The sequence below is a fragment of the Sphingomonas spermidinifaciens genome (genome assembly GCF_002351485.1).
Classification (GTDB): Bacteria; Pseudomonadota; Alphaproteobacteria; order Sphingomonadales; family Sphingomonadaceae; genus Sphingomonas; species Sphingomonas spermidinifaciens.
This window is the reverse complement of the sequence record NZ_NWMW01000001.1, coordinates 1688065-1702723: the sequence shown is the minus strand read 5'-3', so window position 1 is coordinate 1702723 and position 14659 is coordinate 1688065. Positions and strand designations below refer to the sequence as shown.

Here is a 14659-nt window from a genome sequence, read left to right as displayed (position 1 = left end):
CCGACAGCCGCTATCTCGGGGGCATGCCCGGTGAGCGTGCCCGCGTGATCGTCATGAACTCGGCGCTCGGCCCGCTCGATTACCGCGTGCCGGCAGGGATGCGCGTCGAGCCCGGGTCGGTGGTCGTCGCGCCGCTGGGGCCGCGGCAGTTGCTGGGCGTCGCGTGGGACGCCGATCGGTTGGCGACCGAGGAAGTCGGCGACAATCGGCTGCGCAACCTGATCGCCGTCGCCGACGTGCCGCCGCTGCCGACGCCGCTTCGCCGCCTGATCGAGTGGACTGCCGATTATTATCTCGCGCCGCTCGCCGGCGTCGTCCGGATGGCGCTGCCGTCGAGTTCGGCGCTAGAGGGCGCGAAGCTCGCAATCGAGTACCGAGCGACCGGCCATGTCCCTGACCGGCTGACGCCGCAGCGCGCACAGGCGCTCGAGCGGATTGGGGACCGACAGGGGCTGGTGCGCGAACTCGCGGCCATCGCCGACGTCAGCGACGCGGTGATCCGCGGGCTGGTGAAGGCCGGCGCGATCGAGGCGGTCGAGGTCGATGTCGACTTGCCTTATTCCGCGCCCGATCCCGACTACGCTCCGCCCAACCTGTCGCCCGAACAGGCCGGGGTATCGGCCACCCTGCGCGGGGCGGTGGCTGGCGCGGCGTTCCAGCCGTTCCTGCTCGACGGCGTCACCGGCTCAGGCAAGACCGAGACTTATTTCGAGGCGGTGGCCGAGGCGATCCGCATGGATCGCCAGACCCTCGTCCTCCTGCCCGAGATCGCGTTGACCGAGCCCTTTCTCAAGCGCTTTCACGCGCGATTCGGTTGCGAGCCCGTCGCCTGGCATTCGGGCCTGCGCCAGTCGCAGCGTCGCCGCGCATGGCGTGCGATCGCCAGCGGCGATGCAAAGGTGGTCGTCGGCGCGCGTTCCGCCCTGTTCCTGCCCTATCCCAAGCTCGGCCTGATCGTCGTCGACGAAGCGCACGAGACCAGCTTCAAGCAGGAGGACGGCGTCCACTACCACGCGCGCGACGTCGCGGTGATGCGCGGGATGTTCGAGGGGTGCCCGGTGGTGCTCGCCACCGCCACGCCTGCGATCGAGACAAGGCATCAGGTCGCGCTCGGCCGCTACGCCGAGCTGAAGCTGCCCGGTCGCTACGGCGCGGCGGAGATGCCCGCGATCGAGGCGATCGACCTCCTGCGCGACCCGCCACCGCGCGGGCGGTGGATTGCGCCCACCCTGACGCGTGCGATCGACGCGACGCTCGAGCGGGGCGAGCAGGCGCTCCTCTTCCTCAATCGCCGCGGCTATGCGCCGCTGACGCTCTGCCGACATTGCGGCCACCGCTTCCAATGCCCAAATTGCACCGCCTGGATGGTCGAGCACCGGCTGATCCGCCGCCTCGCCTGCCATCATTGCGGCCATGTCATGCCGACGCCGCGCGCCTGTCCCGAATGCGGCGAGGAGGAGAGCCTCGTCGCCTGCGGCCCCGGCGTCGAGCGCATCGCCGACGAAGCGGCGGCGCTCTGGCCCGACGCACGCATCGCCATCGTCACCAGCGACACCATCTGGTCTCCCGCCAAGGCGGCCGAGTTCGTGGCGCGGATGGAACATCGCGAGATCGACATCGTGGTCGGCACGCAGCTCGTCACCAAGGGCTATCACTTCCCCGACCTGACGCTCGTCGGCGTCATCGACGCCGATCTGGGTCTGGCGGGCGGCGACCTGCGCGCTGCCGAGCGCAGCTTCCAGCAGATCATGCAGGTGGCGGGAAGGGCGGGCCGCGGCACCAAGCCCGGCCACGTCTATATCCAGACGCACGATCCCAAGGCGCCCGTGATGCAGGCGCTGGTCAGCGGCGATGCCGAAAGCTTCTATGAGGCCGAGACTGAGGCGCGCCAGGAGGCCGACGCACCCCCCTTCGGCCGGTTCGCCGCGATCATCGTGTCGAGCGAGGACAAGGATGCCGCGCACGACACCGCGCGGGCGATCGGCCGCGCTGCACCGCGGGTCGAGGGCATGGACGTGTTCGGCCCGGCGCCCGCCCCGCTCGCGATGCTGCGCGGCCGCCACCGCTTCCGCCTCCTCGTCCACGCGCGCCGCGTGTTCCCGGTGCAGGAGGCGATCCGCGACTGGCTGGGCGGCGTCGACTGGCCCGCCAAGGTGCGCGTCGCGGTGGATGTCGATCCGTACAGCTTCGTTTGATCTTGCACCCGTCGGGCGTCTGGCGGATTGAAGCCCGCGCCATTCGACGGAGCTTCGCCTTGAGCCGCCTTGTCATCTTCCTCGCGATGCTCCTGCTCGGCGCCGCGCCCGCGCGCGCCGACGACATCTCGGCGGCAGCGCGGGGAGTGGTTCGGATCGTCACGGTCGCGATGGACGGCGACGAGGTGGTGGGCTTCGGCCACGGCTCGGGCTTTGCCATCGCCCCCAATCGCGTCGTCACCAACGCGCACGTCGTCGAGCTGGCGGCGCAATATCCCGACAATGTCGTCATCGGCGTGGTGCCGAGCGAGGGCGAGCGGTCGGTGCAGGGCCGGCTGATCGCGGTCGATCCCGCCCGCGACCTGGCGCTGATCGAGTTCGGCGAAGTGCGCCTGTCGCCGCTCACGCTCTATTCCGGCCCGGTCGAGGATGGCGAGGCGCTGGTGTCGCTCGGCTATCCGGGCAATGTCGATCTTGCAGTTGCGCGGTCGGCCGCCGACTTCATCCGGCCGCTGTCGCCGGTGCGCAGCCAGGGCAATTACTCGGGCGCGCGGACGCTCGGCGGCACGCAGGTGCTGCTGCACACGGCTGGGATCGCGCGCGGAAATTCGGGTGGTCCGCTGCTCGACCGATGTGGCCGCGTCATCGGCGTCAATTCGGCGATCACCCGTGCCGACGACGGCGATGCGGGCTTTGGCTTCGCCATCGCCGATGCCGAGCTGATGGCGTTCCTGCGCGAAGCCGGGCAGCAAGTGCAGAGCGTCGGTGTTCCCTGCACCAGTATAGAGGCGCAGCTGGCGAGCGAGCGGGACGCCGATGCGCGCACCGCCGCCGCCGAAGCCGCGGCCGTGCGCGAGGCGGCCGAGAAGGCCGCGACCGCGCGCCTCGCCGCGATCGAGGAAGCGCGCGACGCCAACGAACGGACGCGCGAGAACTTCCTCGGGATCGCTGCGCTGCTGCTCGTCGTCGGCGCGCTGGCGGTCGGCGGCGCAGGCCTCCTCTATCAGCGAGGCAAGCAGCGCGAGGCGATGTGGGCGGGCGGCGGCGGCGCGGCGCTGATGCTGGCCGCCATCCTCGTCTTTCTGCTACGTCCCGCCTTCGATCCCGAGCGGGCCGAGGCGCGCGCGCGGGCCGCTGCGCCGAGCCCGTCGCCGACCATTGCCGCCGCCGATCCGCGCGCGGCGATCGGCGCGCTCGCCTGCACCATCGATCCTTCACGCAGCCGCGTCACCGTGTCGGCGACCGATCCTGTCGCGCTTGACTGGGGCCGCGACGGCTGCGTCAACGGGCGGACGCAATATGCCGAGGCGGGAAAGCGCTGGGCACGCATCCTCGTCCCCGATGGCGAGCAGACCGTCTCGCTCCTTGAGTTCGACCCGGCGAGCCGAACCTATACCAACACCCGCTATCTGCTGTCGGCGAACCAGATGACGCAGGCGCGGGCGCTGCGAAAAGAGGTGCAGCTCAAGCAGTGCAGCGCCGACCAAACGGCGCGTGCGGCGCTGGCGAGCCAGCAATCCGCCATCCGCGCGGCGCTCCCGCAACTGCCCAACGAGCGCCTCGTCTATCGCTGTTCGCCGGCACGCTAGGGCTTTTCGGCGGTACCGCCGCGCGTTAGCCTCGGCTCGGGGAAGACGGGGGAGGCGGACATGCGGTGGTGGGCGGCGCTCTGGCTGTGCTGGGCCGCGATCGGGGTTGCGCATGCCGACTGGTACGAGGCCACCGGGCCGAACGTACGTGTCTTCGCCGAAGGCCAGGCCGAGAACGCTCGCCAGTTGGCCGAACGGCTCGAGCGGCTCGATGCGGCGATGCGTATCGTTCGCAGCGTGCCGCCCGGCGACCGGGGCGCGGCGGGGCGGCTCAACGTCTACATCTTGCGCGGCGGCATCGACGCGATCGAGCGGCTGGCGCGGCAGGACAGCGTTGCCGGCTTCTATCGCGCCAGCGCCCGCGGTTCGATGGCGTTCGTGCCGGGGCGCGCCGGGATCGGCCGCCGCGGCGACCTGTCGGCGGAAATCGTGCTGTTCCACGAATACACCCATCATTTCATGTTCCGGAACTTCGACGCCGCCTATCCCGCGTGGTTGGCTGAGGGCTATGCCGAGTTCCATTCGACCGCGCGGTTCGAGGAGGACGGATCGGTGACGTTCGGCCTGCCGGCGAACCACCGCGCATGGGAGGTGCTGTCGGGCGAGCGGGTGACGCTAGACCGCCTGCTCAACCCGGAGTCGACGAAGCTGCCGATGTCGGCGATCTATGGCCGCGGCTGGCTGCTGACGCATTATCTCCACTTCGCCGATGCGCGAAAGGGACAGCTTGGCGCCTATATCCGGTCGATCAACGCGGGGCGGAAGGGCGTCGAGGCGGCGGCCGCGGCGTTTGGCGACCTCAAGGCGCTGGACCGCGAGCTCGATCGCTATGCAGGCCAGAAGCTGACCGGGCTGCGCGTGCCCGCCTCGGTGATCCGGGCGGGCGCGGTGACGGTGCGCACGATGAGCGCGGCCGAATCGGCGGCGATGCCGATCCATATCGTCTCCACGCACGGCGTGACCGCCGAAGAGGCGCGCAAGCTCTTGCCCAAGGCGCGGCGTGCGATCGCACCCCATCCAACGGACGCCTTTGCGCAGGGCGTCCTTGCCGAGGCCGAGTTCGACGCGGGCAACGTGGCCGAGGCGGGAGCCGCCGCCGATCGCGCGCTCGCCGCGGACCCCACATCGCGCCAGGGGCTCATCTATCGCAGCATGGCGCTGGCGGCGCAGGCAGAGGCGCGCAAGGACAAATCGGCTGCGACGCTGAAGGCGATCCGTGCCCCGCTGTTCGCGGCGAACCGCCGCGATCCCGACGATCCGCTGCCGATGCTGATGCTCTATCAGAGCTATGCGGCGACGGTCGGCGCGATCCCGGAAACCGCGCGCAAGGCGATCGTCTATGCGCAGACGCTAGCGCCCGAGGCCGAGGAACTCCGCATGCTCGCCGCGGTCGAGCAGGTCGCCGCGGGCGATGCCGAGGCAGCGCGCGCGCTGGTCGCGCCGCTCGCCTTCAACGCGCATGGCGGGGCCGGAAAGCAGATCAAGGCGCTGATGGCCGCGATCGACGCCAAGGATGCTGCCGCCGCCCGCAAGGCGCTGGCGGGCGAGAGCGACGCTGAAGTGGAGTGATTGCTCGGCGCGGCCACGGTCCGAGCCGTAAGCGGCCTCAGTTTTCGCTGGGGCGACGCATCAATCCGGATCCACCACGCCTTCCCGCGCGCGGAGCGTCCGCTTGCGATCGACGCCATAGGCATAGCCGCCCATCGTGCCGTCGCTGCGCGTCACGCGGTGACAGGGGATGACCACCGCGACGTTGTTCGCCCCGCACGCCGACCCCGCCGCGCGCACCGCGCCGGGCCGGCCGACCGCGGCGGCGAGTTCGGCATAGCTCATCGTGCTGCCCGCCGGGATGCGGCGGAGCGCCTGCCACACCGCCTCCTGAAACGCCGTCCCCGCGACGTCGAGCGGCAGGTCGGGGTCAAGGCCCGGCGCCTCGACTTCCGCCACCACGCGCGCGGCGAGGTCGGCGAGCGCGGTGCCGCCCGGCTCGATCGCGGCGCGCGGGAAGCGGGCGGCGAGCGCTGCCTCGTCCTCGTCGAACGACACGCGGCACAGCCCCTTGTCGGTGGCGGCGACCAGCATCGGCCCGAGGCTGGTCGTCGCGATCGTCCAGCGGATCGTCACCCCTGCGCCGCCGCGTGCCCAGGCGCTCGGCGCCATGCCGAGGCGCGCGCCATTCTCCTCGTAGAAGCGGCTCGGCCCCGAATAGCCCGCCTTGTAGATCGCCTGTGTCACGTCGCCCTCCTCGCTCAACGCCTCGGCCGCCCGGCCTGCGCGACGACCGCGCGCATAGGCGGCGGGTGTGACCCCCAGCGCCCGCTTGAACAGCCGGTGGAAATGATGCGGCGCATAGCCCGCCGCCGCCGCCAGCTCGTCCAGCGACGGCGGCGTCTCCGCCGCCTCGATCAGCGCGAGCGCCTTCGCCACCCCTTCGCGGTCGCGCGCCGCCTCGTCGGGGCGGCAGCGCAGGCAGGCGCGATAGCCCTCGGCACGCGCCGCCGCGCCGTCGGCCATGAAGCGGACATGCTCGCGCCGCGGCCGGCGCGCGGGGCAGGAGGGGCGGCAGTAGATGCGCGTGGTCGTTACCGCGACGACGAAGCGGTCGTCGGCCGCCCGGTCGCGCCGCTCGAAGGCGTCCCACGCCCGTTGTTCGTCGATCTCCATGGCCATGACATAGCCCGGCGCGCACCGGCCCGCATCCCGCCGCTTGCGGTCAAAGCGTCCTCGCGCCTAGGCTCGCGGAAAATGGGGGAGTTCCTGTCGATGCGTCACCTGTTCCTTGCCACCGCCGCGCTCGCGATCGCTGCGCCCGCTGCGGCCGCCGAGCCCGACTATGCCGCCGCCGTCCGCGCCGACTACAAGGCGGAGCTGGCGGCGATGTTCGACTGGTTCCACCGCAATCCCGAGCTCAGCTTCAAGGAAACGAAGACCGCCGCGCGCATGGCCGCCGAGCTGCGCAAGGTGCCGGGGATGCAGGTGACCGAGAATGTCGGCGGCACCGGCGTCGTCGGCGTGCTCAGGAACGGCAGCGGCCCGGTGATCCTCGTGCGCGCCGACATGGACGGCCTGCCGGTCGAGGAGAAATCGGGCCTTCCCTATGCATCGAAGGCGCGGCAGGTCGGGGTGGACGGGGTCGAGGCGCCGGTGATGCACGCCTGCGGCCACGACACGCACATCACCGCGATGGTCGGCACGGCCAAGCGCATGGCGGCGCTCAAGGACCGGTGGCAGGGCACCGTCGTCTTCATCGTTCAGCCCGCCGAGGAACGGGTGGGCGGCGCCGCGGCGATGGTCAAGGACGGGCTCTACAAGCGGTTCCCCAAGCCCGAGGCGGCACTCGCCTTCCACGTGTCATCAGAACTGGCCGCGGGGAAAGTGTCGGCGTCGGAAGGCATCCAATATTCCTCGTCCGATTCGATCGACATCACCGTCCCCGGCATCGGCGCGCACGGTGCGAGCCCGCACATGGGCAAGGACCCCGTCTATATGGCCTCGCAGCTCGTCGTCGCGCTGCAGGGCCTCGTCAGCCGCGAGCAGCAACCCTTGAAGCCCGGCGTCATCACCGTGGGCTCGTTCCACTCCGGCCTCAAGCACAACATCATCTCCGACGAGGCCAAGCTTCAGGTGACCGTCCGCGCCAATGACGAGGCCGAGCGCGCGCGGCTGATCGCGGGCATCCGCCGCGTGGCCAAGGGGATCGGCGAGCTGAACGGCATGCCCGCCGACAGGATGCCCGTGGTGACGGTGACCGAAGGGACGCCGACGACGATCAACGACGGTGCGCTCGCGCGGCGGCTGAATGCGACGATGGTGCAGGCGCTTGGCGCCGAGAACGTCGTCCCCTTCGAGCAGAAGGGCATGGGGGCTGAGGATTTCGCCTATCTCGTCGAGCCCGATACCGGCGTGAAGGGCTATTATTTCGCGGTCGGCGGCACGCCGCAGGCGACGATCGACGCGGCGGCGAAGGGCGGCCCGCCGGTCCCCTCGCACCACTCGCCACTGTTCAAGATCGCGCCCGAGCCCGCGATCGTCACCGGCACGATCGCGATGACCGCAGCGCTCCTCGACCTGATGAAGCCGGGCGCGGGCGGAAGCGCGGGATCGTGAGGCGCCTCGCCCTCATCGCCCTCGTCTCGCTCGCCGGTTGCGGCGGCGAGAGCACGCGCGAAAGCGCCGCACGGACGGGCGAGATCGACGTCAGCAATGCGAGCGTCGAGGAGGTCGCGGCACAGACCAAGGCGGCGGGCGCGCAGATGCGCTTCGATCCCGGTCAGTGGCGCACGACGATCGAGGTCATCGAGGCAGAAGTGCCCGGCCTGCCCCCGCAGATGGCCGAGGTGATGAAGAAGCAGATGCTCCAGAAATCAACCGTCTCGAGCTGCATGACCCCTGAGCAGGCGGCGAACCCCAACGAGGACCTTTTCGCCGGCAAGTCGGGCAATTGCCGCTTCGACCGCTTCACGATGAAGGACGGCAAGGTGGATGCCGCGATGACCTGTGCGGGCGACGGGAGCGGTGCCGGCGCGGCGAAGATCCTGATGACCGGCACTTTCGACAAGACGCGCTTCGAAATGGAGAACCGCATCGAGGCCACGGGGGCGGGGGCGCGGCAGGCGATGAAGATGCGCTCGCGGGTGACGGGGGAGCGGACGGGGGATTGTGCGTAAAGGGTGAACGGATGGGGTGGCGACGACCGTATCCGAGCATCCCATACGTGAAGCCGAAACATAGAGCTGATCGAGCAAACGACCTGAAATGCTTTATTGACGATCAATCGGTATCCGAACAGCGTAACCGATTGGAGAGCGCATGTTTGGTCGCCGCAAAACCCCGCCGCCTCAGCAGGCCAAACCTTCGGATTACCCGGATGCGCCGCAAGGACATGCCCATGTTCTGGCACTTCTCGACCGGGAACAGGCAGCCAAGCCGCTTCAGCGTGTGCAATTGGTAGGAACCGTCCTCTGGGACTTGGCGTGCAAGACGCTCAATCAGGAGGGTACGGGCATTCGGATCGAGAACCTGCTCGCGCTGCTCGCGTCAGTGGGCGGTCAGCAGTGTCTCCTCCCGATACTCGCGATGTTGGGCGGCGAAGGGAGACCGTTGAAGGATGTCGGCATGGTCCAGGCCAAAACCGAAGACGGCAATGTTTATTTCTTCGGTGACGCGTCGAATCGGCTCTTGGTCGAAAGCGAACTGTCGCTGATCAGCCTGGCCTTTGGCGCCGCTCGGGATTGCGGTGCGCCGGTCTCGATGGAGATGATCCACGCCGAGATGCAGCACGTCGCCAGCTCGATCGGCGACGACGAGGCGCTGTTCCGGCTGGACCTGCCCGAATCTCACGCCGTTGACAGCCCTCTCAACTGGGCAGCGCACTTCAGCCCGATGTTCGTGGAAGCGTGCGACCTGTACCGGCTGCCGCCGATGGAGCGTGCGGCGGCTTTCGGCTTCGCGCTGCAAAGAGCAATCATCGAGGGCAAGGATGCCATCGACCCGATGATCGCCGCGCGCATCATACTGAGCTGCGCCATGCGCACGTCGAAGATCGACCCGCACCGCCTTGCGGCTGCCCGCCGCGACTGAAGTTCAGACAGGGTTTCGTCTCGGCGAGTTGGTCATCGAACCCACCCTCGACAACCGCCCCGTTTTCCGCTGATCTCCCGCCCCATGCACCGCCCGTTCCTCGCGCTCGCCCTGGCGCTCGCCGCCGCCGCTCCCGCTGCCTTCGCGCGTCAGGCGCAGCCGGTCGCGGCGCCTGCCCCCGCCTATAGCTACACCAAGACGATGATCCCGATGCGCGATGGCGCGCGGCTCGAAACCGTCGTCATCCGCCCGCTCGACAAGCAGGGTCCGCTGCCGATCCTGCTCGAGCGCAGCCCCTATGGCATCCCCGATGCCGCGCCTGCCGAGACGCCCGAGGACCAGAGCTTCCTCGCGCGGGACGGCTATATTCTCGTCTATCAGAACATGCGCGGGCGGTTCGGGTCCGACGGCAAGTTCACCATGTCGATGGCGATCGCGCCCAAGGGGTCGAAGGCGGTCGATGACGCCACCGACGCCTATGACACGATCGACTGGCTGGTGAAGAACGTGCCCGCCAACAACGGCAAGGTCGGCATGTGGGGCGTCTCCTATCCCGGTTATGCCGCCGCGGTCGCGCTCGCCAAGCCGCATCCGGCGCTCAAGGCCGTCAGTCCGCAGGCGGCGTGGAACGACTGGTGGATCAACGACGACCTCCACCGCTTCGGCGCGGCGCGGCTCACCTACGCCACCGACTGGCTCTGGCTGCTCCAGCATTCGAAGACCAACGACATGTTTCCGGGCTACGACCAGTTCGACACCTATGACTGGTTCCTGAAACAGGGAACGCTCGGCAATATCGAGAAGATGTGGTTCAAAGGCGTGTCGCCGCTGATGACCGCGATGGTCGAGCGGCCCGATTACGATGCGGGGTGGCAGGCGCAGCGCTGGACCGACGCGCTCGGCCGCGCGGGCGTGGCCACGCTGTCGGTCGCGGGCTTCTGGGACCAGGAGGACCCGTACGGGCCGTGGCGCATCTATGAGAAGCTGGAGCGCGACGACCCGAATCGGCTCAATACCATCGTCGCGGGCCCGTGGAACCACGGGAGCTGGCGCGGGCCGTCGGACAAGGTGGGGCCGATCCCGATCGGCACCGAAAGCGGCACCGCTTTTCGCCGCGAGATCGAGGCACCGTTCTTTGCCTATTGGCTCCACGGCAAGGGCGAGCGCCCGGCCTATGAGGCGCGGATGTTTCAGTCGGGCAGCTGGCAGTGGCGCGACTATCCGCAATGGCCGCCCGTCGCCGCCAAGCCGACGTCGCTCTACCTTCGCGGCGATGGGACCGTCAGCTTCACTGCGCCCGCCGCGGGCGAGGCGTGCCGAGATTACGTGTCGGACCCCGCCGCGCCCGTCCCCTATCGCCGCCGCCCGATCTCCTCCACCTGGGGTTCGCGCGACTGGCCATGGTGGGAGGCGGAGGACCAGCGGTTCCTTGGCGGACGGCCCGACGTGCTGAGCTATGTCAGCGCACCCTTGGAGGCCGACCTCACCGTTACCGGCTCGCTCAAGGCCGAGCTGATGGCCTCGACGAGTGGCACCGACAGCGACTTCGTCGTCAAGCTGATCGACGTCTGGCCCGACGACGCCGAGAAGCTGCCGCGGCCGATGAAGCCGGGCGATTACGCCAAATCGCTCAACGGCTATCAGCTGCCGATCGCGATGGAGGTACGGCGCGGGCGCTGGCTTGACGGCTATGAGAAGGCCAAGCCGCTGGTGCCCGGTCAGCTGCGCGCTTGGAACGTTGACCTTCGCGAGCACGACCATGTGTTCAAGAAGGGCCACCGGATCATGGTGCAGGTCCAGTCGAGCTGGTTCCCCGTTATCGACCGCAATCCCCAGACCTTCGTCCCCAACATCGCCAAGGCCGCGCCCGGTGACTTCCAAAAGGCGACGCAGCGCGTCTGCGCGGGCTCACGCATCGTGCTGCCGGTGATGCGCTGAGGGTCGCCGGGGGCGATGAAAGCGGTTAGGCTGATCGTCGTTCCGGCGTGGTGGGAGGTTGCGTGATGAGGTTCCGGTCGATCCTGGCGGCCTGCGGCGCGGCGCTGTCGCTCACTGCCGCCGCGCCCGAGGCGCCGCCCAACCGCCTGACCTCCAGCGAGCGCGCCGCCGGCTGGACGCTCCTGTTCAACGGCCGCGACCTGTCTGGCTGGGGATCGTTCGCCGGCGGCCCGCCGCCCGCGGGCTGGCGCGTGCGCGATGGCACGATCGAGCTGGTGCGCGACGACGGTCAGATGACCGGCACCGACCTCGTGACCGACAAGAGCTTCGGCGCGTTCGAGCTTACGCTTGACTGGAAGGTGGCGGCCGGTGGCAACAGCGGCATCCTCTATCTCGCGCGAAATCAGGCGCCGGCTCGCCAGGTCTATGAGACGGGGCTTGAGATGCAGGTGCTCGACAATACGGGCCATTCGGACGGGAGGATCCCGTCGCACCGCGCGGGCGCGCTCTACGACATGACCGTCCCCCCGCCAAGCGCGACGCGGCCGGCGGGGCAGTGGAACCATGCGCGCCTGCTGGTCGAGCGCGGGCGCATCCGCCAGTGGCTGAACGGCGTGCCGACCGCCGACGTCAGCTATGGCGACGCCGGCTGGCGCAAGCGGGTCGCGGCATCGAAGTTCGCGAAGATGCCGTTGTTCGGCACCTTCGACAGCGGCGTCGTCGCGCTGCAGGACCATGGCGAGCCCGTCGCCTTTCGCAACCTGAAGCTCCGCCCAATCGGGCCGAGCGCCGTGGCAGGAAGCCGATGACCCCTGACAATGCGACCGCGCCCGCCGACGTCATCATCGTCGGATCGGGCGCCGCGGGCGGCATGGCCGCGTGGAGCCTGACCAAGGCAGGCCTACGCTGCCTGATGCTGGAGGCCGGGCGCGATTACGATCCCCAGTCGGAGGTCAACATGTTCGCGGCCGACAGCGATGCGCCGCTGCGCGGCAGTTCGACGCCCGACAAGCCCTTCGGTTATTTCGACGCAACGGTCGACGGCGGATGGGAGATCGACGGCGAGCCCTTCACCAACACCGAGGGTACCGATTTCCGCTGGTGGCGGCCGCGGATGCTGGGCGGGCGGACCAATCACTGGGGTCGGCACGTGCCGCGCTGGGGCCCCTATGACTTCAAGCCCTTCTCGCGCGACGGGCTGGGAGTCGACTGGCCGATCGCCTATGACGACGTCGCGCCCTTTTACGACCGGGTCGAGAAGATCATCGGTGTCAATGGCGGGCCGATCGGGCTGGAGAACCATCCCGATTCGCCCCCCGACTGCCTGATGCCGCCACCCAAGCCGCGTGTGACCGAACTGCTCATCAAGGCGGCGGCCGAGAGCGTCGGCATCCCGGTGCGGCCAGCGCATACCGCAGTGCTGACGCGCGACATGCCCGATGCGGTCGCGCCGCGCCAGGCGTGCTTCAACGCCACGCCGTGCGGCCGCGGCTGCACGATCGGCGCGATGTTCCAGACGACGACATCGTTCCTGCCACAGGCGAAGGCGACGGGCCGACTGACGATCGTCACCGACGCAATGGTCGCGCGCGTGCTGGCGGGCATATCGGGCCGCGCGACCGGCGTCGAATATGTCGATCGCAGGACCGGGCAGCGCCACCAGGTCCGCGCCCGCGCCGTCGTGCTGGCGGCGGGCACGGGCGAGACGACGCGCCTGCTCCTGAATTCGGGCGAGCCGGGGCGGGGCCTTGCCAATTCGTCGGGCGAGCTCGGTAGGAACCTCACCGATTCTACCGGCGCGTCCTTCGCCGCCTTCGTCCCCGGCCTTGCCGATCGGCCGCGTTATAACGAGGACGGGATCAGCGGGCAGCACATCTACATTCCCTTCTGGGACTATGAGCGCCAGAAGCGCGGCGAGCTCGACTTCGCGCGCGGCTATCATTTCGAGATCGGCGGGCGCTTCGGCATCCCGCCGATGTCGGCGATGCCGCGCGTCTGGGGGCCGGCGCTGAAGCAGGCGGTGCGCCACGCGTCCGGCGCGACGGTCAGTCTGACCCTGCGCGGCGAGATGATCCCCAACAAGGACACCTATTGCGAGATCGACCCGATCGTGAAGGACCGCTTTGGCATCCCCGTTCTCCGCTTCGCCTTCCGCTGGTCGCGGCATGAGGTGAACCAGGTGGCGCACGGCCGCCGATCGGCGATGAAGGTGTTCGAGGCGATGAAGGGCAAGCTGCTGTTCGACCCGATGATCCCGCCGGAGAAAATCATGACCGCAGGCGGCGAGATCATCCACGAGCTCGGCACCGCGCGGATGGGTGGCGATCCGAAAAGTTCGGTCGTCGACAGCTATGGCCAGGCGTGGGACGCCGACAATCTGGTGCTGATGGACGGTGCGATCTTCGCGTCGGGCGCCCACAAGAATCCGACGCTCACGATCCTTGCGCTGGCGCTTCGCGCGTCCGAGCGGCTGGCCGAGCGGTTCAAGGCGGGAGCGATTGCATGACCCCTTCACGGCGCACCACGATCAAGTGGATGATGGCCGCCGCGGCTCTCCCGCTCGCGCGTGAGTTGCCGGTCGCGCGGGCGGCGGGGGCGCAAACGCCGCCGCCCTTTCGCGCGATTGCGCCCTGGCCGGCGGCGCTGCCGCCGATGCCGCCCGCCAAGGGCTATGGCCGCGACCCCACCCTCATGGAGCCGAAGGTCACATGGCCGCTGACGCTGACCAAGGCGCAGCGCGCGACCGTCGACCTGCTCGGCGACATGATCCTGCCCGCCGATGCGCAGTCGCCGGGGGCCGGCGCGCTCGGCGTCGGCGCGTTCATCGACGAATGGATCAGCGCGCCCTATCCCAACCAGCAAAAGGATCGCGCAACGATCCTGGGGGGACTGGCCTGGCTCGACGATCAGGCGAAGCTGCTGCATGCCAAGCCCTTCGCCGGCCTCACCCCGCCACAGCGCGCCGCGCTGCTCGATGCGCTCTCGGTCGAGGCGCCGGCCGCGGCGATGGCGCAGCCGGTCGCCTTCATGGACCGCCTGCGCGGGCTGTTCGTGCTTGGCTTCTACAGCCTGCCCGAGGGGAAGGCGGACATGGGCTATATCGGCGACCAGCCGACGCCCGGGCCCTATCCGGGACCGACGCCCGAGGCGCTGGCGCACCTCGACACGCTGCTCAAATCACTGAAGCTGCCGCCGGTTACGGCCTGATCGGCGGGAAGGGGGGCTGACCCGGATCAAGGCCGGCGTGCCGCTTGCCGATCCGGGAAATGGTGCGGTCGAGAAGACTCGAACTTCCACGGGCTTTCGCCCACAACGACCTCAACGTTGCGCGTCTACCAGTTCCGCCACGACCGCACG

11 protein-coding genes and 1 tRNA gene are annotated in these 14659 nt (G+C 69.4%); 10 read left to right on the top strand and 2 right to left on the bottom strand.

The genetic code is table 11. The features are described 5' to 3' along the window. The first annotated feature begins 23 nt into the window (after positions 1 to 23). From COC42_RS08065 to COC42_RS08055, 3 genes are read left to right on the top strand one after another with little or no spacing between them, the layout of a single operon-like run. Positions 24 to 2195, top strand: coding sequence for a primosomal protein N' (locus tag COC42_RS08065; RefSeq protein WP_096342626.1), 2172 nt, complete (start codon positions 24 to 26; stop codon positions 2193 to 2195). Positions 2196 to 2254: 59 nt separating this feature from the next. Then, the gene (locus tag COC42_RS08060) at positions 2255 to 3784 is read left to right on the top strand and encodes a S1C family serine protease (protein ID WP_096342625.1); all 1530 of its coding nucleotides are present in this window, start codon (positions 2255 to 2257) and stop codon (positions 3782 to 3784) included. Positions 3785 to 3844: 60 nt separating this feature from the next. Beyond that, positions 3845 to 5353 carry a hypothetical protein gene (locus tag COC42_RS08055; protein WP_096342624.1) on the top strand — a complete coding sequence of 503 codons (1509 nt, stop codon included), beginning with the start codon at positions 3845 to 3847 and terminating at the stop codon, positions 5351 to 5353. Between the two features lie 60 nt (positions 5354 to 5413). Here the strand turns inward: COC42_RS08055 and ada are convergent, their stop codons facing one another. Then, positions 5414 to 6454, bottom strand: coding sequence for a bifunctional DNA-binding transcriptional regulator/O6-methylguanine-DNA methyltransferase Ada (gene ada, locus COC42_RS08050; protein WP_096342623.1), 1041 nt, complete (start codon positions 6452 to 6454; stop codon positions 5414 to 5416). Between the two features lie 75 nt (positions 6455 to 6529). Between ada and COC42_RS08045 the strand changes: the two genes are divergently transcribed. The 7 genes from COC42_RS08045 to COC42_RS08015 all read left to right on the top strand — a co-directional run bounded on the left by COC42_RS08045 (position 6530) and on the right by COC42_RS08015 (position 14509). After that, entirely contained in the window at positions 6530 to 7891 is a 1362-nt protein-coding gene (locus COC42_RS08045) for an amidohydrolase (protein WP_342747291.1), read from the top strand. Next, positions 7888 to 8451: a DUF3617 domain-containing protein gene (locus COC42_RS08040; protein ID WP_176484589.1), complete on the top strand. Its 564-nt coding sequence runs from the start codon at positions 7888 to 7890 to the stop codon at positions 8449 to 8451. Before COC42_RS08045 ends, COC42_RS08040 begins: the two co-directional genes overlap by 4 nt. Positions 8452 to 8593: 142 nt before the next feature. Then, positions 8594 to 9364, top strand: a complete 771-nt coding sequence (locus tag COC42_RS08035) for a hypothetical protein (protein WP_141395811.1) — start codon at positions 8594 to 8596, stop codon at positions 9362 to 9364. Between the two features lie 84 nt (positions 9365 to 9448). Next, a complete protein-coding gene (locus COC42_RS08030; RefSeq protein WP_096342620.1) occupies positions 9449 to 11302 on the top strand; it encodes a CocE/NonD family hydrolase in 1854 nt (617 codons plus the stop codon). A 65-nt stretch (positions 11303 to 11367) separates the two neighbouring features. Continuing rightward, a complete protein-coding gene (locus tag COC42_RS08025) occupies positions 11368 to 12111 on the top strand; it encodes a 3-keto-disaccharide hydrolase (protein ID WP_096342619.1) in 744 nt (247 codons plus the stop codon). Beyond that, a complete protein-coding gene (locus tag COC42_RS08020; RefSeq protein WP_096342618.1) occupies positions 12108 to 13808 on the top strand; it encodes a GMC family oxidoreductase in 1701 nt (566 codons plus the stop codon). Before COC42_RS08025 ends, COC42_RS08020 begins: the two co-directional genes overlap by 4 nt. Continuing rightward, positions 13805 to 14509: a gluconate 2-dehydrogenase subunit 3 family protein gene (locus tag COC42_RS08015; RefSeq protein WP_096342617.1), complete on the top strand. Its 705-nt coding sequence runs from the start codon at positions 13805 to 13807 to the stop codon at positions 14507 to 14509. The genes COC42_RS08020 and COC42_RS08015 overlap by 4 nt, the downstream gene beginning before the upstream one ends. A 60-nt stretch (positions 14510 to 14569) precedes the next feature. Here COC42_RS08015 and COC42_RS08010 read toward each other — a convergent pair. Next, positions 14570 to 14656: transfer RNA gene (locus tag COC42_RS08010), tRNA-Leu, on the bottom strand. Positions 14657 to 14659: the final 3 nt, after the last annotated feature.